The organism is Algiphilus sp., from assembly GCF_965216485.1.
Lineage (GTDB): Bacteria > Pseudomonadota > Gammaproteobacteria > Nevskiales > Nevskiaceae > Algiphilus.
The window spans coordinates 1,685,126-1,702,808 of record NZ_OZ244162.1 but is presented as its reverse complement, the minus strand read 5'-3'; the positions used below and the strand labels follow the sequence as shown (position 1 = coordinate 1,702,808).

At 64.2% G+C, this 17,683-nt stretch carries 15 protein-coding genes; 1 reads left to right on the top strand and 14 read right to left on the bottom strand.

From position 1 onward, the window contains the following. Window positions 1-108 precede the first annotated feature (108 nt). Window positions 109-717 (top strand): LON peptidase substrate-binding domain-containing protein, encoded by a 609-nt coding sequence (locus ACOOFO_RS07890; protein ID WP_420426251.1) that lies wholly within the window; start codon window positions 109-111, stop codon window positions 715-717. A 22-nt stretch (window positions 718-739) separates the two neighbouring features. On the opposite strand, the gene ACOOFO_RS07885 is transcribed toward ACOOFO_RS07890, so the two are convergent. The 14 genes from ACOOFO_RS07885 to motD form a co-directional block, all read right to left on the bottom strand. Beyond that, complete coding sequence (locus ACOOFO_RS07885; protein WP_420426250.1) at window positions 740-2,755, bottom strand: hypothetical protein; 2,016 nt, start codon at window positions 2,753-2,755, stop codon at window positions 740-742. A 172-nt stretch (window positions 2,756-2,927) separates the two neighbouring features. Beyond that, the gene (locus ACOOFO_RS07880; protein ID WP_420426249.1) at window positions 2,928-4,052 is read right to left on the bottom strand and encodes a methyl-accepting chemotaxis protein; all 1,125 of its coding nucleotides are present in this window, start codon (window positions 4,050-4,052) and stop codon (window positions 2,928-2,930) included. An 8-nt stretch (window positions 4,053-4,060) separates the two neighbouring features. Then, window positions 4,061-5,149, bottom strand: coding sequence for a protein-glutamate methylesterase/protein-glutamine glutaminase (locus ACOOFO_RS07875; protein WP_420426248.1), 1,089 nt, complete (start codon window positions 5,147-5,149; stop codon window positions 4,061-4,063). Beyond that, window positions 5,146-5,739 (bottom strand): chemoreceptor glutamine deamidase CheD, encoded by a 594-nt coding sequence (locus tag ACOOFO_RS07870; protein ID WP_420426247.1) that lies wholly within the window; start codon window positions 5,737-5,739, stop codon window positions 5,146-5,148. The genes ACOOFO_RS07875 and ACOOFO_RS07870 overlap by 4 nt, the downstream gene beginning before the upstream one ends. After that, window positions 5,736-6,575, bottom strand: coding sequence for a CheR family methyltransferase (locus tag ACOOFO_RS07865; protein ID WP_420426246.1), 840 nt, complete (start codon window positions 6,573-6,575; stop codon window positions 5,736-5,738). The genes ACOOFO_RS07870 and ACOOFO_RS07865 overlap by 4 nt, the downstream gene beginning before the upstream one ends. 196 nt (window positions 6,576-6,771) lie before the next feature. Then, window positions 6,772-9,690: a methyl-accepting chemotaxis protein gene (locus ACOOFO_RS07860; protein ID WP_420426245.1), complete on the bottom strand. Its 2,919-nt coding sequence runs from the start codon at window positions 9,688-9,690 to the stop codon at window positions 6,772-6,774. A 62-nt stretch (window positions 9,691-9,752) separates the two neighbouring features. After that, entirely contained in the window at window positions 9,753-11,804 is a 2,052-nt protein-coding gene (locus tag ACOOFO_RS07855) for a methyl-accepting chemotaxis protein (RefSeq protein WP_420429680.1), read from the bottom strand. A gap of 27 nt (window positions 11,805-11,831) precedes the next feature. Next, entirely contained in the window at window positions 11,832-12,341 is a 510-nt protein-coding gene (locus ACOOFO_RS07850; RefSeq protein ID WP_420426244.1) for a chemotaxis protein CheW, read from the bottom strand. 22 nt (window positions 12,342-12,363) lie between these two features. Next, window positions 12,364-14,379, bottom strand: a complete 2,016-nt coding sequence (locus tag ACOOFO_RS07845) for a chemotaxis protein CheA (RefSeq protein WP_420426243.1) — start codon at window positions 14,377-14,379, stop codon at window positions 12,364-12,366. Between the two features lie 11 nt (window positions 14,380-14,390). Further along, a complete protein-coding gene (locus ACOOFO_RS07840; RefSeq protein ID WP_420426242.1) occupies window positions 14,391-14,753 on the bottom strand; it encodes a response regulator in 363 nt (120 codons plus the stop codon). A gap of 9 nt (window positions 14,754-14,762) precedes the next feature. Then, window positions 14,763-15,074 carry an STAS domain-containing protein gene (locus ACOOFO_RS07835; protein ID WP_420426241.1) on the bottom strand — a complete coding sequence of 104 codons (312 nt, stop codon included), beginning with the start codon at window positions 15,072-15,074 and terminating at the stop codon, window positions 14,763-14,765. Window positions 15,075-15,306: 232 nt separating this feature from the next. Further along, window positions 15,307-16,080: a chemotaxis protein CheW gene (locus tag ACOOFO_RS07830; RefSeq protein ID WP_420426240.1), complete on the bottom strand. Its 774-nt coding sequence runs from the start codon at window positions 16,078-16,080 to the stop codon at window positions 15,307-15,309. Window position 16,081: 1 nt separating this feature from the next. Continuing rightward, entirely contained in the window at window positions 16,082-16,843 is a 762-nt protein-coding gene (locus ACOOFO_RS07825; protein WP_420426239.1) for a ParA family protein, read from the bottom strand. Further along, on the bottom strand, window positions 16,840-17,673 hold the full coding sequence (motD, locus tag ACOOFO_RS07820) for a flagellar motor protein MotD (RefSeq protein WP_420426238.1): 834 nt from the start codon (window positions 17,671-17,673) through the stop codon (window positions 16,840-16,842). Before motD ends, ACOOFO_RS07825 begins: the two co-directional genes overlap by 4 nt. Window positions 17,674-17,683 lie beyond the last annotated feature (10 nt).

Sequence of the window (17,683 nt, the reverse complement as noted above, 5' to 3'; positions counted from 1 at the left end):
GCATGCGCCATGATACCGCCGCACCCTCTCATCACCTCCTCAATGTGGACGGTGGGCTGTGATTGGACGCCATCCCGCCGACAGGGCATGGCACGTATGCTGTGCGGCATGACGGATCCCGCCCCATCGCTGGAAATCCCCCTTTTTCCGCTGCGCAGTGTCCTGTTTCCTGCGGGCTTTCTGCCATTGCGCATCTTCGAGCCGCGCTATCTGGCCATGACCGAGACCTGCCTGCGCACCAACAGCGTATTCGGTGTCTGTCTCATCCGGGCCGGCTTTGAGACCGGTCAGCCTGCAGTGCCGCACGGGGTGGGCTGTACGGCGCGTATCCGGGAGTGGGAGCAACCGCAGCCGGGCCGCTACACCTTGATGGCCACCGGCGAAAATCGCTTCACCGTCCAAGACAGCTGGACCCGCGACGACGGCCTGCTCATGGCCACCGTGCGCCTGCTTGAACCACCCGACCCCCTCCCCGTGCCAGACGCACACAGCCACCTCGCCGAACTGCTGGAACGCGCCATCACCCAGATCGGTGACGCCCAGTTTCCCTCGCCCAAACGGCTCGACGACGCCGCTTGGGTGGCCAACCGGCTGACAGAGCTGCTGCCCGTGACCCCCGAGCGCAAGCAGCAGATCCTGGAGTGCGAAGACCCGGCACGCGCCCTGGCGAAAGTCGAGCAGATGCTGGCCGAACTGCGCGAAGATCCTCCGCTCTAGTCGCTTCCCGAATCGCGCCGTCTCACGGCCCGCCAAGCGCCCGGTCGTAGGCCCGCGCAAGCCCCAGCTGTGCGTTGACGCGGTGCTCGGCATAACGCTGCCAGACCTGCTCCATCGCCTCCGCCGCGCTGGCGCGGTAGGCCACGGCAAGGGCCTGGCGCAGCGTGAGCAGCGCCTCCACCGTCCGCGTGGCAGCTTCGTCTTCTTGCTCGCGCAGTCGTGCCACCAGCGGTGCCGTGGCAGCAAAGCTGTCCTGCAGGGCCACCGTCTCCGGACGCGTCACCCACTCCCTGAGCCACCAGTGCAGATCCGCTGCGGCGCTGGACGGATCATGGTCCAGTCGGGCGGAGGTCAGGGTCGGCGCAGCGCCCGCTTCGATCAGATCCATGGTCGCGTTCCACCGCGTCTGCACCACATCGAGACGGTCCAGCACCTGTTCGAGCAGGTCGATGCCCTGCCATCCATCGCCTACGGCGAAGGCGGCATCAGCCGCGGCCAGATAGCCTTCAATGACGCTCGGATCTCGGGCGTTGCGTGCAAACAGCGCGTCCCAGAACGGCATGGCGTTCTGCTGCGCCGTCGCCGCCGAATCAGGGACCTGTGCCCGCTCGAAGCGGCTGGCGTTGCGGCACGCGGACACGGTGTCGATGAAGTGCTGCAATTCGAAACAGCCGATGGTTCCTGTCTTGAACAAGGCGCGAAGCGCGGTTTCATTGAGACCGCCGGCGCTGAGATCCGGAATATTCTTGCGCTTGAGAGAGGGATTCTCTCCCGTGAGCATGGCCCAGCCGCGGCCCAGCAGCGCGCCTTCGGCATAGGGCCCGTCGAGTGACACCCGGTCGAAGGCCGCAGCGGCCTCGCGCCCCTGGCGCTGGCGCAGCAGGGCCCAGCCCAGCATGTGATTGGCCTGGTCACTCAGCGTCTGGCCCACTGGGCCGCGGGTTGTGCGCGCCGCCACCAGGTCAAAGACCGACATGGCCTCCACCAGCTTGCCCTGCTGTGCGAGTGCGATGCCGTAGTTGAGCAGCATGAAGAACAGGGTGGGATGGGCCGCCTCGCCCTCGCCCCAGATTTCCCCGACCTGAAGATGCGGACCACGCTGCAGCACCTCCAACGCCTCGGCACTCCGGCCGGCACGCAACAAGGCGACCGACAGGCGATCGCGCAGCTCGATGTCGCTTTCGAGTGGGTCGAGGTCCCTGCTCGCCTGGAGGATGGCAATGGACTGATCGAGTGCACCGCGAGCCGTGTCCATATCGGCAAAGGCAAGTCCGAGGTCGATCAGCGTTTCGTACGGTAGCGCTGCTTCCGACACCGTTTGCAGTACGCGCTCGGCCTCGGCCCGGTAGCCGCGCTGCAGCACGCATTGGGCATAGCTGCTGGCCAGCGAGGCGGGAACCGTCTCCGGGTAGCTTTCGACGGCAGCGCGCAACAGCAGCAATCCGTCGATGGAAGTGGCGTCGCCGCGCTGGCATTGCTGCCGGCCGAGACGCACGTCGGGCGCTTGAAGCGCTTGCGTGTACAGGCTGTTGCGCTGATGGTCGACCTGCACGGACAGGCCAATCCAGCGCACCAGCGACTGGAAGAAGCCCCCGGAGTCGCGTTCACCCCACAGAATGAGGTCAGGCAAGGCCTCGGCATCCTCCGGCAACTGCAGTTCGATGAGGCGCTCGTCCCCCTTCAGTTCCAACTCCATGGCATGCACTGCCATGGCTTCGTCGTAGCGCACGGTGAGCCGGTAGGTCCCCGGACCGGGATGCGGGGCACGGCCAAGGAATTCCGCCTCACCCGCTGCACGCCGGCTGCCCGCCCCCATCCGCGTATCGAATCGCACCAATTCGGCATCGGTAATCTCATGCAGACCTACCGAGACGTCACCAAGCCCTCCCTCCGACTGCACGTACCAGACGAGGGCATTTGGGGTTCGACCGGATTCCGGCAGCGGGAGCTGGGCGATGGCCTGTGCGGTGAGGCTGTCGAAGCGTGCATAGAGCGCCGTCCGGTCCGGCGGTGCCTCCGCCAGTACCGGCGTTGCCATCCAGAGCCACGCTATTGCCGCAAGCCCCTGTGCCCAGTCAGCCCATCGCCGTGAGCGATGACCGCCCGTTGCCATTCCTCCCATCTCGCACGCTCGCTGTCGCTTTTCTGATATGCCTGATCATAACGCGCGGCGGCAGCGCGCTTGTTCTGTTTCGGCGATCCTTCTTGCTTTAGAAGAGTTCAACCGAACCTGCCTTCAGGTCCGACTGGGAGACCGGCTTGTGCACGGGTCGGTTCAATTCGACGACCTTCGAGCGCGCGGCTTCCTTCGATGCCAGCGCCTGCGCCGGGTCCACACCCCGCTTGGTCACGCCATTGGCAGCATCTGCGGTGTCCTGCAATCGCTTCAGGTGGACCTCAGCCGCGCCCAGCGCCTGCGTGGCGATATCGTCAAACTGGAGTGCACGCACGGCCTCATCCACCGACCGCCCCACCTTCTGGCTCCCCTTGGTCGCCTGCTCCGCGGTGCGGTCGAGGGCTTCGCGAATGGCGCGCACGTGGCCCACAAGGGCCTCCGTCTGACGCGAGGCTTCCGCGGACAGATCGCTGTCTTGATCCACCATCTGCTCGACCGCCTCGCGTGCCGAAGCCACCGATTCCTTGGCTTCCGTCGCGAGCTTGCGAATCTGCTCGTTGAAGCTGTTCGAGCGCTGCGACAGCGAACGCACCTCTTCGGCGACCACCGCAAAGCCGCGACCGGCTTCACCGGCGCGCGCCGCCTCAATGGCCGCGTTCAGGGCAAGCAGATTGGTCTGATCGGCGATGGATTTGACGTCCTCAAGCAGCACGAACATGCCGTCCAGGCGCTGCGCCATGTCGTCGATCCGGGCAACCGTTGCCGCCGAACGCTTGCCGACATCGGACAGCCGTCCGGCAAAGGCCTGCATCAACTGCTGGGTTTCCTCTGCGAAGTTGCTGACGCTGATGTCCCGCCCTTCCGGCTGCGCCAGGCGACGCACCAACTGTTCCTGTTCCTTGGCCTGAGCCGCCATATCGGAAAAGTTCTTGCTGAGGCTACCGATGGCTTCGGATATCAGGCCGCGCACGCGCCCGATTTCATGGAAGACGCCACCGATCTCTTCATCCGCGCGTTCGCCCAGTTGCTCGAGCAGCTGATGGTCGCCGGCGCTGCTTGTCGCGTCGGGCGCATGCTGCAATGCCAGCCACAGCGATACCGCCCAGGCCGCGAAGGCGACGGCGCTGGCCGCCGCCACCGCCCAGGCGGGGACCCCTGCTATCGGTAGCAGCAGGGCTACGAGGGAAAGCAATGCGGCGGGAGCGAAATGCTTGATCATGGCCTGTCTCATGTTGAAATCCTCTTTTCGGAATATCGGCCAGCAAGGGAGGAACTTGATGACCGGGTACGGGCCGCATCGGCCACTGTCTGGGCGATGTACTGCAAGGGCACGACCCGATCTGCCGCCCCCAGGGAAACCGCAACGCCCGGCATGCCCCAGACGACGCTGGTGGCTTCATCCTGGGCAATGGTGAAGACGCCCAGTTCGTGCAGGGCCTCCATGCCGCGCGCACCGTCGTCGCCCATGCCGGTCAGCAGGACAGCGGCGACACAATCGTGCTTGAAGGTCTTCGCGCTATCGAAGAGCACGTCCACGGCGGGACGATGCCGATTGACCGGCGGGCTTTCGTCCAACTGGATGCCATAGCCGCCGCGCGAGCGCACCATGCGCATATGCAGGCCGCCCGGCGCGACATAGGCGTGCCCCGATTGCAGGGCCTGTCCGTCGACAGCGTGCCGCACGAAGAGTGGACTGCTGCGATCGAGGCGCTCGGCAAAGGAGGCGGAAAAGGCCGGCGGGATGTGCTGCACGATCAGCACGGCAACCTCGGGCAGCCGCCAGTTTGCCAGTACCTCGCGGATGGCTTCGGTTCCACCGGTCGAGGCGCCAATCAGGCAGAACTTGCTCGCCGTGGCGATATTGCCAGCGAATTTATTGGGGCTGACCGGCGCGGCCTGACGCATGCGCGGCCGGCTCTTCGAGGCCGCGCGGATCGCGCGCACCAGCTCGTCCTTGGCTGCGGCGAGCTCGGCATTGGTCGTGCCCGATGGCTTTTGCAGGACCTCGACCGCGCCAAGCGCGAAGGCCTGCAGCGTGGTCTGCGCCCCTTTCGCGGTCAGTGAGGACACCATCACTACCGGTGTCGGCCTCAGGCGCATCAGATTCTCGAGGAAGCGCAGACCGTTCATCCTCGGCATCTCGACGTCCAGGGTGATCACGTCCGGGTTCAGCGCCTTGATGCGCTCGCGCGCTTCGTAGGCGTCGGCCGCCTCGCCAATGACATTGATGTCTGCCGTATCCGCGAGCAGCTCGCGCAGCAGGGCGCGCATGGCCGCGGAATCATCCACTAGGAGTACACGAATGGGGGTGCTCATGAGAAAAGTTCCACTCGAGGCTTCTGGTACTGAGCCACGCGTTCGCGATACCGGGCCTCGGCATCGGCCAACTCCAGGCTGTGTGCCAGGGGAAGACGACGCACGCGTGCTTCGGAGGTCGCCGGAAAGAAGAGCACCTTGCGCGGATGCGGTCCCATCAGATCCTCACCCGTGATGGGGATGCCCTCGGTTGCAAGAAAGCGTTTGACGAAGGTCGCGTTCTGTCGACCGACATCGATGCTGGTCACGGCGGCGAGTACGGCACCACCTCCGAAGACCTTGGCGCGCAGCCGGTCGCGACGCGCGCCCAACTTGAGTACATCGTTGATCAGCAGCTCCATGGCATAGACGCCGTAGCGCCCGCTGGCCTGGTCACCATTTGGCAGCAGGAAATGATTCATGCCGCCGATGCCCGAGTCGCCCTCCTCATAAATGCAGGCGGCGACGCAGCTGCCCAGCGTGGTGGCCAATACGGGCTGCCCCGAGCGCGAACGCGCCTTCAAGGCCTGGTGTTCGCCCGGGAGAATCTTGATCACCCGCGCGTCCAGCTGTGTATCGATGTAGCCGTCGATGGTTGCCAAAGCATTCATGCCGCAAAACCGACATGCCGGGACCGGACGGGCGCATACACGGTTCGTCCGCAGGCCCGTACGACATCCGCAGCGTGAAAGAAGCTTTCGGAATGCCCTGCAAAAAACAGTCCGTCAGGCCGCAACATCGGCGCCATGCGTTCGAGCAATCGACGTTGGGTCGTTTTGTCGAAGTAGATCATGACGTTGCGGCAGAAGATGGCATCCAGCGGCCCTTGCACCGGCCACTGCCGGTCCAGCAGATTGCTGGGCGCGAAGCTGACCAGCTTCTGCAGCGATGGGATCACGCGGGCACTCCCCATGTTGTTGCCAGTACCACGCTGGAAGTAACGACGCTTGCGCGCTTCGGACAGCCCCTCAATGCGGGTCAGCGGGTACACCGCCCGGCGTGCAGTCTGCAGGCAGGCGGTGTCGATATCGGTGGCGATGATCTCGACCGGGGGCTGCAGCGAATCGAAGGCCTCGCAGGCCGTGATGGCCAGTGTCCAGGCCTCTTCACCGGTGGAGGCGCCCGCGCACCAGATACGCTGCTGTGCCGGTGCGCCCTTGCGACGCAGCAGCTCGCGCAGCATGTCGAAATGGTGGGATTCCCGGAAGAAGCTGGTGAGATTGGTGGTCAGGGCATTGATGAAATCCTGCCAATCGTCCGTCGTACCCTGCCGTTCCAGCTGATCCAGGTAGTCGTTGACGCTGCGCAGATGCGCCTTGCGCAGCAGCCGCGCGAGACGGCTGTAGGCCATGTCCCGTTTGCCGTCCGCCAGGGCAATGCCCGCGCGCTGACGGATCAGGGCGCGGATGCGGTCAAAATCTCGGTCCGTATAGGCAAATTCGCTCATCCAGGCACCCCCGGTGGACGCTGCCCCGTCCGGGCCGGTGGCGGCAGGGAGCGCGCCGAGAGACGCGCTCCGTAGTCGTTCACACCCATTCCGTCCAAGCCCGCTCCCCAGGCCGCGAACACGCGTGCCATGGAAGCGACACCTGGGGGAATCTCACGAACCACCAGCGAGAGCGGATTTTTCATGGCCCTGGCGCCTAGAAGCTCGTCCACTGCTCGTTGTCGTCATGGTCGCTTCCCGTGCTCACGGAAGGCGTGCCATAGGCGGCATGGCCATTAACCCAGGTCGGCGCAGCCTTGCCGTTCTTGCCGTTGTGGCTCCCTCCAGCCTTTACTGAGCCTCCGGAGTTGCCCTGCTTTTGCGCCGCGTAATGGGCGCCGTTCCGCACCGGGGTCTTGTCATTGCCTTCGGCGAGGGCATCCATCGCTTCCTGGCGACGGCGCTTCACTTCACGCGCCGCCTCTTCGCTGATGAGGAACTGCTGCACCAGCTTCTCCATCGTTCCGGCCTGCTCTTCCATTGAGCGTGCGGCGGCGGAAGCTTCCTCCACCAGGGAGGCGTTCTGCTGCGTGACCTCGTCCATCTGCGTCACGGTCTGGCTGACCTGCTCGATGCCCGAGCTCTGCTCCGCCGAGGCCGAGCTGATCTCCGCCATGATGTCCGTCACCCGCTTCACCGAGGCCACGATCTCTTCCATCGTCGAGCCAGCACGGTTCACCAGTTCGGTGCCACCGCTGATCTTCTCCACCGAGTCGGAAATCAGCTGCTTGATCTCCTTCGCCGCAGAGGCCGAGCGCTGCGCCAGATTGCGCACCTCGCCCGCCACCACCGCAAAGCCCCGGCCCTGCTCGCCCGCGCGGGCAGCTTCCACCGCCGCGTTCAGCGCCAGAATGTTGGTCTGGAAGGCAATGCCGTCGATGACGCCAATGATGTCGGCAATCTTCTTCGAGCTGGCGTTGATCTCACTCATCGTGGTCACCACCTGCTGCACCACCTCGCCACCGCGGGTCGCCACATTGGAGGCGCTGATGGTCTGCTCATTCGCCTGCTTGGCGTTGTCCGCGTTCTGCTTCACCGTGGCCGTGAGCTCTTCCATCGACGAGGCCGTCTCTTCCAGGCTCGCCGCCTGCTCTTCAGTGCGCGAGGACAGATCACTGTTGCCAGCCGCAATCTCGCGCGCCGCCACGTTGATCGACTCCGAGGCCTGACGGATCGACACCACCATCTCGGTGAGCTTGTCCATCGTGCTGTTGGCGTCTTCCTTCAGCTTGGCAAAGGTGCCGGAGTATTCCGCCGTGATCCGCTTCGTCAGATCGCCTTCGGCCATGCTGCCCAGAATGCCCAGCACCTCATTGAAGGCCTTCTCGTTGGTGTCCAGCAGCTGGTTCATGCCTTCGGCCAGCCGCAGGAAGAAGTCTTCCTTGTCCACCACCGCCACGCGGGCCGAGAAGTCCCCGTTCACCGCGCCCTGCACAATCCCGCTGATCTCCTGCTCCACCGCCACTTCCGCCGTGCGGTCCAGCCACTCCACCACCGTACCGGCACGCTGGCCACTATCGTCGTGGATCGGGTTCAAGGTCAGTGACATGGTGCGGCCGCCCACCTTGATCTGGGTGCTGAAGGTATCGCGCAGCGCGTCGATGACGCGGATCTGGTGTTCGGGATGCTTGTGGAAGCTGTCGATGTTGGTGCCCAGCACCTTGCGCACATCGAACTGCGGCAGGTCCTTGCGCAGGTCCGATTCCACACTGGCCAGCATTTCGTGCAGCGAGTGGTTGAGATAGACGATGTTGCGGTCGTTGTCCGCAATCATGACGTTGGTGGAGACGTTGTCGAGGGCGTTGCGGATGCGGAGATTCTCCTCGGCAACGGCCTTCTCCTTCTCGGCCCGTTCCTCGATCTCGCGCTGCATCTTGAGCTCGGCGGTGCGGTCCTTCCACTCGACCACTGTGCCAGCGCGCGTGCCGTCATCACTGAAGATCGGACTGGCGATCAAGCCGAAGGTGCGGCCGCCCAGCTTGATCTCGGTCTTGTAAGGTTGCTCGAGTGCTTCCAGCATGCGCTGCTGGTGCTCGGGCTTCTTGTGGAAGCCGTCGATGCAGGCGCCCATCAGCTTCTTGACGTCGAAGGCGCCCAGTTCCTTGCGGATATCGGACTCCGCCTCGCTCAGCATTTCGACGACGGACGGATTCATGTAGATGATGCGGCGGTCGTTGTCCGCGATCATCACATTGGTAGTGACCGAGCCGAGCGCGTTGCGGATGCGCAGGTTCTCTTCGGCAATGGCCTTTTCCTTGCGCGCGCGCTCTTCCACTTCCTGCTGCAGCTGCAGCTCGGCGGTACGGTCCTGCCACTCCACCACTGTGCCGGCGCGGGTGCCGTCTTTCTCGAAGATGGGACTGGCGATGAGCCCGAAGGTGCGGCCACCCAACTTGATCTCGGTCCGATGCGTGGACTGCAGGGCAGCCAGCATCCGCTCCTGATGCTCGGGATGTTTGTGGAAGCGGTCGATGGAGGCATGCATCAAGCCGTCGACCTTGAAAGACGGAATCTCCTTCTGGATATCGGCTTCGGCCTGCGTGAGCATCTCGCGCACCGCCGGATTCATGTAGACGATGCGCCGATCATTGTCGGCGATCATCACATTGGTGGTCACATTCTCCAGGGCATGGCTGACGCGCAGGCTGTGCGCATCGTTGCGCACGGCCTGGGTCACGTCCATGGCGTACTTGATGACCTTGACCGGACGGCCGTGCTCGTCCCGGATCGGGTTGTAGCTGGCTTCAAGCCAGATTTCGCTGCCATCCTTGGCAAAGCGGCGGTAGCGACTCGCCTCGCGTTCGCCCTGCCCCAGCCGCTGCCAGAAGTCGCGGTACGCCTGCGTTGCGGCTTCAGTCGGGTCCACGAAGATGCGGTGGTGCTTGCCGCGGATCTCCTCGAGACGGTATCCGGTGGCGCCCAGAAAGAGTTCGTTCGCATCGAGGATGTTGCCTTGCAGATCGAACTCGATGACGGCCATCGCCTCGCGAACCGCGCGTGCCTGGTTTTCCATCTCGGCGACATGCGTCGCGTACTGCTTGCCGAGGCGGGAAAAGATGTTATGGGGCTTGCTCATGGTGGTGCTCGTCTAGAAATAGTTATGGGTAACTGCGTGGGCGAGCTGGTTCTCCTCGCACACTAGAAATTGGTCCATTGCTGATCTTCCTCGTGTGTACTTCCGTTCAGCGCCTTGTGGGCGATGGACGGCATATGTCCGTTGATGGAATGACCGTTGCGCGGTCTGGCTGCGACCGGAGAAGCCTTCTGCACGGTCTCCGCACGCGGTCGCGGATCGACATCCGCTCGATGCCCTGCCTCTGAAGAAGGCACCATCAGCGAGCGCCGTTGCAGCTCGCGCGTCATCGCTTCGCTGATAGAGAAGCGCTGTACCAGAGCCTCCATGGACCTGGCCTGCTCTTCCATTGAGCGTGCGGCGGCGGAAGCTTCCTCCACCAGGGAGGCGTTCTGCTGCGTGACCTCGTCCATCTGCGTCACGGTCTGGCTGACCTGCTCGATGCCCGAGCTCTGCTCCGCCGAGGCCGAGCTGATCTCCGCCATGATGTCCGTCACCCGCTTCACCGAGGCCACGATCTCTTCCATCGTCGAGCCAGCACGGTTCACCAGTTCGGTGCCACCGCTGATCTTCTCCACCGAGTCGGAAATCAGCTGCTTGATCTCCTTCGCCGCAGAGGCCGAGCGCTGCGCCAGATTGCGCACCTCGCCCGCCACCACCGCAAAGCCCCGGCCCTGCTCGCCCGCGCGGGCAGCTTCCACCGCCGCGTTCAGCGCCAGAATGTTGGTCTGGAAGGCAATGCCGTCGATGACGCCAATGATGTCGGCAATCTTCTTCGAGCTGGCGTTGATCTCACTCATCGTGGTCACCACCTGCTGCACCACCTCGCCACCGCGGGTCGCCACATTGGAGGCGCTGATGGTCTGCTCATTCGCCTGCTTGGCGTTGTCCGCGTTCTGCTTCACCGTGGCCGTGAGCTCTTCCATCGACGAGGCCGTCTCTTCCAGGCTCGCCGCCTGCTCTTCAGTGCGCGAGGACAGATCACTGTTGCCAGCCGCAATCTCGCGCGCCGCCACGTTGATCGACTCCGAGGCCTGACGGATCGACACCACCATCTCGGTGAGCTTGTCCATCGTGCTGTTGGCGTCTTCCTTCAGCTTGGCAAAGGTGCCGGAGTATTCCGCCGTGATCCGCTTCGTCAGATCGCCTTCGGCCATGCTGCCCAGAATGCCCAGCACCTCATTGAAGGCCTTCTCGTTGGTGTCCAGCAGCTGGTTCATGCCTTCGGCCAGCCGCAGGAAGAAGTCTTCCTTGTCCACCACCGCCACGCGGGCCGAGAAGTCCCCGTTCACCGCGCCCTGCACAATCCCGCTGATCTCCTGCTCCACCGCCACTTCCGCCGTGCGGTCCAGCCACTCCACCACCGTGCCAGCGCGGCTGCCGTCGTCCTCGAAGATCGGACTGGCGGTCAGCCGGAAGGTGCGTCCACCCAGCGTCATCTGCGTGCGGTGACTGCTTTCCAGCCGCGACAGCAGGGTCATCTGGTGTTCTGGGTGCTTGTGGAAGCGATCGATCAGTGCGTTTTCGAGTTGATCGACCGTGAATCCGGGTACGTCCTTGCGGATATCCTCTTCGGCGTGCGTCAGCATCTCGCGCACCGAGGCGTTCATGTAGACGATGCGCCGGTCGTTGTCGGCGATCATCACATTGGTCGGCACATTTTCCAGCGCACCGCGGATGCGCAGATTCTGCTGGTTGTCCTTGGCCACCTGCGTGCGGTCCATCGCGTACTTGATGACCTTGATGGGGCGGCCGGCGGCGTCGAGGATGGCGTTGTAGATGGCTTCCAGCCAGACCTCATTGCCGTTCTTGTCGAAGCGCCGGTAGAGCCCCGATTCGCCCAGACCGCGCCCGAGGCGGTCCCAGAACTCGCGGTACGCTGGCGTTCTCGCTTCCTCGGGGTCGACGAAGATCTGGTGATGGCGTCCCTGGATTTCGGGCAGGGTGTAGCCCACCGTCGTCAGGAAGTTCTCGTTGGCATCGAGAATGTTGCCCCTAAGGTCGAATTCAATGACGGCCATGCCTTCATTGATCGCCCGTACGCGGTTCTCAAGCTCGTTCACGTACTCGGCGTGGCGCTTGCCGAAGCGAGAGAAGAATCCAGTGGGCTTGCGCATCATGACGGGCGTTGTCCTTGGTGTGCGTTACTGGGTCAGCCGCTGCACCAGCTGCATTTCGCGGCTGCTCATCAGGCCTTCGATATCCAGCAGGATCAGCATGCGTTCGTCGACCGACCCCAGGCCGGTGATGAAGGCGATATCCACCGTGTGCCCGAACTCGGGCGGATCGAAGATCTGGTCGGGCTGGAGGGCGATGACATCCGAGACGCGGTCCACCACAGCGCCCACCACGCGATCCGAGAGATTGAGCACGATCATGACGGTGAATTCGTCGTATTCCGCCTTGTCCAGCTTGAACTTCAGGCGCAGATCGATCACCGGCACGATCGTGCCGCGCAGGTTGATGACGCCCTTGATGAAGGAGGGCGCGTCGGGGATGCGAGTCACGGTGTCGTAACCGCGGATCTCCTTCACCTTGAGAATGTCGACGCCATACTCCTCGTCGCCCAGCACAAAGGTCAGGAATTCGCGCGAAGCCCCGCTTTTGACGTGGCTCTCCTCGGTGGCGCGTTCGGCAATGGCTTGTGCTTGCATGGATACTCCGTGATGGAAGCGGCTAGGCAGCCTGCGGTTGACGCAGGCCGCGGACGATGTCGCCCACATCGAGGATCAGCGCCACCCGGCCGTCGCCGAGAATGGTCGCGCCCGCGATGCCGTCGACCCGTCGGAAATTGGTACTCAGGCTTTTCACGACGGCCTGTTGCTGGCCGATGAGTTCGTCGACGATGAGCGCAATCCGACGTCCCTCGGCCTCGACCAGAATGGCAATGGATTCGGTCAGCGGCGGCGCCTCTCCTGGCGTGCCGAGCCGGGCGCGCATGGGTACGATCGGGACAAACTCCCCGCGCATGCGCAGCAGACGCGGATGGCCCGCCACCCCTTCGATATCGCAGGGGCGCGGCTGCATCGACTCGATGACCTCGCCCAGTGGCAGCACCAGTACCTGGTCCCCCACAGCGATCTGCATGCCATCGACAATGGCCAGCGTCAGCGGCAGCCGGATGGTGAGGCGGGTGCCGGCACCAGGCGTGGAGCTGATGTCCATGCGTCCGGACAAGGCGGCAATATTGCGCCGCACCACATCCATGCCCACCCCTCGCCCGGAGACATCGGTGACGTTCTCCGCGGTGGAGAACCCAGGCTCGAAGATCAACTGCCAGATTTCCTCATCGCTGGCAGGGTCTTCCTGGATGATGCCGTTGGCGCGGGCCTTTTCCAGAATGCGTTCACGGTTGAGGCCGCCGCCGTCATCGCTGATCTCGATCAGCACCTGACCCGACTCATGCCGGGCGGCAAGAGACAGCGTGCCCTCCGGCGACTTGCCGGCGGCGGCGCGCTTCTCGGGCGTCTCGATACCGTGGTCCACGGCATTGCGCACCAGGTGCGTGAGCGGATCGGACAGGCGCTCGATCAGGCTCTTGTCCAGCTCGGTTGCCTCGCCGGTCATCTGCAGCCGCACCTGCTTGCCCAGCTTGCTCGCCAGGTCGCGCACCATGCGCGGGAAGCGGCTGAAGACCATGCCGACCGGCATCATGCGGACCGACATCACGGCTTCCTGCAGATGCCGGGTATTGCGTTCCAGTTCGGACAGGCCGTTGAGCAGTCGCTCATTGGCCACCGGGTCCAGTCCACTCGAATCCTGCGCGATGGCCGCCTGGGTGATGACCAGTTCGCCGACCAGATTGATCAGGGCGTCGACCTTGTCGACCGGCACGCGGATCGACGCCTGCTCAGATGCCTGCGCAGGCGCTGCCTTGCGTGCCGCAGCGGTTGCCGCCCGCTTGGTATCCGGCTTCTGCGGAGCGTTTGATTCCGACTCCGCAGTGCTCGCGCCAGAGGCGACGGTGGCTTCCACGCTCAGTGTGCAATCGTCCTCGACCCACTCGAAGATTTCGCGAATCTGCGCTTCGCTGATGCCGCCGCCGAGAGTGATATCCCAGGCCAGCAGCAGGGCTTCGGCATTGAGTTCCTGCAAGGACGGCAGGGCCGTGATGTCGCATTGCGCGCGACAGTCGCCGAGATGGTGCAACTCGCGCAGGATGCCGATCGGGTCATTCCCCGTTTTCAGCAGGTGCGGCTCGGGCACGAAATGAATATGCCAGCCGGCGTGATCGGCCGGGTAATCGGCCTGCGCGCTCGCCATCGACGGATCCGATTTCGCGGTTTGTCCGGCCTTCGATGGCGAGGCGTCGTGCAATTCCTCCAAGGCCGCAAGAATGGGCTTGAGGGTGGCCGCGTCCACCGCCTCCCCCGCGCGCGCTGCCTCGATCTGCTGGCGCACGCAGTCTGCCGCGGACAACAAGGCATTGATTTCCGTGCTGCCAAGCGTGCGTTGGCCAGAGCGTGCCTGATCGAGCAGCGACTCCAGATGGTGCGTCACTTCGGCGATATCGGGAAAGCCGAAGGTCGCCGCACCGCCCTTGATGGAATGCGCCGCACGAAAGACGGCATGCAGTGTGTCGTCATCCGCCTGGCCGTTTTCCAGTGCGAGCAGGCCGGCTTCAAGCGTGGCGAGACCTTCCTCGGATTCGTCGAAGAAGGCTTCCCGAAAGCGCGAGACGTCGATCCCCACGGCGGCGCCTCTTAACCGAGCACGCGGCGAATGGTCGCCACGAGGTTATCGGGCTCGAAGGGCTTGACGATCCACCCCGTCGCCCCTGCTTCCTTGCCCTCGGTCTTGCGTTCCATCGAGGACTCGGTGGTGAGCATGAGCAGCGGGGTGTACTGATAATCGGAAAGCTCGCGCAGCTTCCGGATCAGTGAAATGCCATCCATCTTCGGCATGTTCACGTCCGCAAGCACGAGATCGAATTTCTCGTTCTCCGCGATCGACAGGGCTTCGGTGCCGTCTTCGGCCTCGGAGACCTCGTAGCCGGCATCGCGCAGCGTGAAAGCGACCATCTGTCGCATGGAGGCGGAGTCGTCGACAGTCAGGATGTGTGGCATGAATCAGCTCTATGAGGTCTGTGGGTGGGAGGAAAGCGCGAGATGTTCAGCAAGACCCAGCCAATGGACGGCATCGCGCAGAGGGTCCGAGACCTGCGTCCACTGCGTGGACCGCTGCGCAAGCATGCGATCGCGGAAGAAGGCAACGAGCAGCTGGATACCGGCCGTACTCACGCGGTCGACAGCAGCGCCATCGACGGCCAGCGGGGCGTCCTGCTCGACATGGGCGACCAAGGTCTGACGAAGACTTTCAATGCCGCCCATATGCAGGTCGGCAGGTAGCGTGATGGAGGCCGATGTGACGTCCGACTCGACTGGCATGCCTCAACTCCTTGTTGGATGTCATTGCGGTCTACGCAGCAATTAACGGCCAATCGCGCATGGGATGAGCGTTCAAGCCGACCGGCGGCGGCGCGGTCGGCATGAGTGGTTATTCGGGTTGAGTCGCTCGCCACTGGGGCGGTGTTTGCCTCCTGTAGAGGCCGCTGGCGCCCGTGCCGGCGTCAGCGTGTCGACAGTCACTGTCGATGCATCGACAGCGCTATCGAGGTGCCTAGGCGTTCTGCGCGAAAAGGGTGCTGGGGTCGAGCAACTGCACCAGGCTGTTGGGACGCCGCAGCAGTGCCACCACGTGCTGGGTGATTGCGCCCACCGAAGGCGGCGGCTCCACCTTGGCGCCATCGAAGCGCAGGATTTCCTGGACCGCGTCGACCATCAGACCCAGCAGATCGTCGTCGTGCTCAATGACGATGACGCGCGCCAGCCCGTCGCGGGCCTCCGGCTGCCAGCCGAGCAGCTTGGCAATATCGAAGACCGGCACGACGATGCCGCGAAGATTGGCCATGCCCACCAAAGTGTCCGGTGCGTGCGGCATCGGTTCCATCTGCGGCGGGCGTACGATCTCGCGCACCAGATTCACATCCAAGGCATAGGTCTGCGACCCGAGATTGAAGACCACCCACTCCCGTGGGGGCTCGGCACTCGGGTTTGGCTCCTCCGGCATCGGCGCTGGCACCTGTACCGGAATCCCCCTGGGCGGCTCGCTGCGTTGTCCGCCCAGCCCGGCCGATGCAGCGGGTCTTGTCGGGCTGGATGGCCGTGGTGGCACGGCGGTGGCGACGGTCGCGGCAGCGGGCTGTGCGGCTGCACTGATGACCGCCGCAGGCGCGCGCTCCGCGGCGGCAACGGCTTCGTCCGCAATGGTGGCCTCGGTCGTGCCATTGCCGATCGGGCTGGGCATTGCTACCTGGTCATGGGGCGAAGGCGCTGCGTCATCCGGCGCCAGCATGCTGTCGAAGAACCCTTGTAGGTCGTTGTTTTCCACCATGTCAGGCTGCCTTTTCGGAGGAAGCCGCATCGCCGACCAGATGGGTGTAGAGGGCTTCATAGGTTGAGGATGCGTGGCGGTAGGGCGCGCAGAGCGTCACCGGCTTGCCGTCACGTGCCGCTTCGCGAATGCGGGTATCCATCGGCACCACGCCGCCGGCGAAGACCTTGTCACCCCAGCGTTCGCGGATCTCCGCCAGGGTCTCGTGCGCGATGCGTACCCGACGGTCCATGATGGTGGGCAGCAGAATGGGCTCGGGCACGGAGGCACCGGCGTTGCGCATCATTTCCACCGTACGCAGCAAGCCTTCCAGCCCGTTGAGCGCGAGTGGATCGGTTTGTACCGGCACGACAATGGCGTCGGCGGCCGCCAGCGCATTGATGAGCAAGCCGCCGAGCATCGGCGGCGTATCGATGATGATGCGTGGGAAGCGCTCGCGCAGCGGCTGCAGCGCCTGGCCCAGCCGGCGACCCATGCCTGCCGAACCGCCCTGCTGGCGTTCCAGGGTGGCGAGGCGGGCGTTGGCGCCAAGCATCATGATGCCGTCGACGGTGGTCGCGCAGGGCTCGGACTTGCCCGTAGTCAGCAACTGTTCGGCACCGCTGCCATCGCGCGCACGCAGATAGCTGGTTGCGGAGGCATGAGGATCAAGATCGATCAACAGACAGGGCTCGCGCAGCTCCGAAGCGATGCCGGCAAGGGCGACGGCGGTGGTGGTCTTGCCCACTCCGCCCTTCTGATTGGCGACGGCCCATACACTCATGCTCTGGCTCCCGGCTGGGGGGGCGCGACATTCTCGTCGGCGAGCACGACGATGGTGACGCGACGATTGCGATTGCGCCCCTCGATGGTGGAATTGCTCTGCAGCGGTCGGAACTCACCGAAACCGGCCACGGTCATGCGTTCCGGCTGTACGCCGCCACCGCGCAGCATGTGCACCACGCTGGCCGCACGGGCAGCGGAGAGCTCCCAGTTGGACGGAAAGCGCGCCGTGCTGATCGGCAGATTGTCGGTGTGGCCTTCAACGCGCAGCGGGTACAGGAACTGCGCCAGGATCGTGCTGATTTCCGCAATGACCTTCTGTGCCGGTGGCGTCAGCTCGGCCGAACCGCTGGTGAAAAGGATGTCGGCCTGAATTTCCACTTCCAGCCAGTCGCGGCCGTTGTGCACACGTACAGCCCCTTCCTCGACCAGGTGCGCCAGCTTGCGCTCCAGATCGGCGCCGAGTTCCACCAGGTCCGGATTGGCGGCGTTGTCCGTGGAGCGCTGCGGCGGTAGCCGAGACATCGGCATGTCGGCCTGCAAGCCCGCGGGATGGGGAATCGGCCGCGTGATCGAGACCAAGTCCATGGAGCGTTCCCGCATCGCGCGCCGTGGTGCCAGATCGCCCATCTCGATGGGCTCTATCATGCGCGGTGGACCGCCAAAGGCCACGATCATCGCGTCGGAGAGCACGCGCATCTTGCCCTCGTTGACCGAGCTCACGGCATACATCACGACGAAGAAGGCCAGCAGCAGGGTCACCAGATCGCCATAGGGAATGGCCCAGGCTTCGTGGTTGATGTGATCTTCGTGCTTGGCTTTGCGGCCCATGACGGTCTGC

What these genes read in the sequence shown, in the direction of transcription:
- ACOOFO_RS07890 (WP_420426251.1), top strand. Translation starts at nt 109, where the DNA reads ATGACGGATCCCGCCCCATCGCTGGAAATCCCCCTTTTTCCGCTGCGC.
- ACOOFO_RS07885 (WP_420426250.1), bottom strand. Translation starts at nt 2,755, where the DNA reads ATGGCAACGCCGGTACTGGCGGAGGCACCGCCGGACCGGACGGCGCTC.
- ACOOFO_RS07880 (WP_420426249.1), bottom strand. Translation starts at nt 4,052, where the DNA reads ATGATCAAGCATTTCGCTCCCGCCGCATTGCTTTCCCTCGTAGCCCTG.
- ACOOFO_RS07875 (WP_420426248.1), bottom strand. Translation starts at nt 5,149, where the DNA reads ATGAGCACCCCCATTCGTGTACTCCTAGTGGATGATTCCGCGGCCATG.
- ACOOFO_RS07870 (WP_420426247.1), bottom strand. Translation starts at nt 5,739, where the DNA reads ATGAATGCTTTGGCAACCATCGACGGCTACATCGATACACAGCTGGAC.
- ACOOFO_RS07865 (WP_420426246.1), bottom strand. Translation starts at nt 6,575, where the DNA reads ATGAGCGAATTTGCCTATACGGACCGAGATTTTGACCGCATCCGCGCC.
- ACOOFO_RS07860 (WP_420426245.1), bottom strand. Translation starts at nt 9,690, where the DNA reads ATGAGCAAGCCCCATAACATCTTTTCCCGCCTCGGCAAGCAGTACGCG.
- ACOOFO_RS07855 (WP_420429680.1), bottom strand. Translation starts at nt 11,804, where the DNA reads ATGCGCAAGCCCACTGGATTCTTCTCTCGCTTCGGCAAGCGCCACGCC.
- ACOOFO_RS07850 (WP_420426244.1), bottom strand. Translation starts at nt 12,341, where the DNA reads ATGCAAGCACAAGCCATTGCCGAACGCGCCACCGAGGAGAGCCACGTC.
- ACOOFO_RS07840 (WP_420426242.1), bottom strand. Translation starts at nt 14,753, where the DNA reads ATGCCACACATCCTGACTGTCGACGACTCCGCCTCCATGCGACAGATG.
- ACOOFO_RS07835 (WP_420426241.1), bottom strand. Translation starts at nt 15,074, where the DNA reads ATGCCAGTCGAGTCGGACGTCACATCGGCCTCCATCACGCTACCTGCC.
- ACOOFO_RS07830 (WP_420426240.1), bottom strand. Translation starts at nt 16,080, where the DNA reads ATGGTGGAAAACAACGACCTACAAGGGTTCTTCGACAGCATGCTGGCG.
- ACOOFO_RS07825 (WP_420426239.1), bottom strand. Translation starts at nt 16,843, where the DNA reads ATGAGTGTATGGGCCGTCGCCAATCAGAAGGGCGGAGTGGGCAAGACC.
- motD (WP_420426238.1), bottom strand. Translation starts at nt 17,673, where the DNA reads ATGGGCCGCAAAGCCAAGCACGAAGATCACATCAACCACGAAGCCTGG.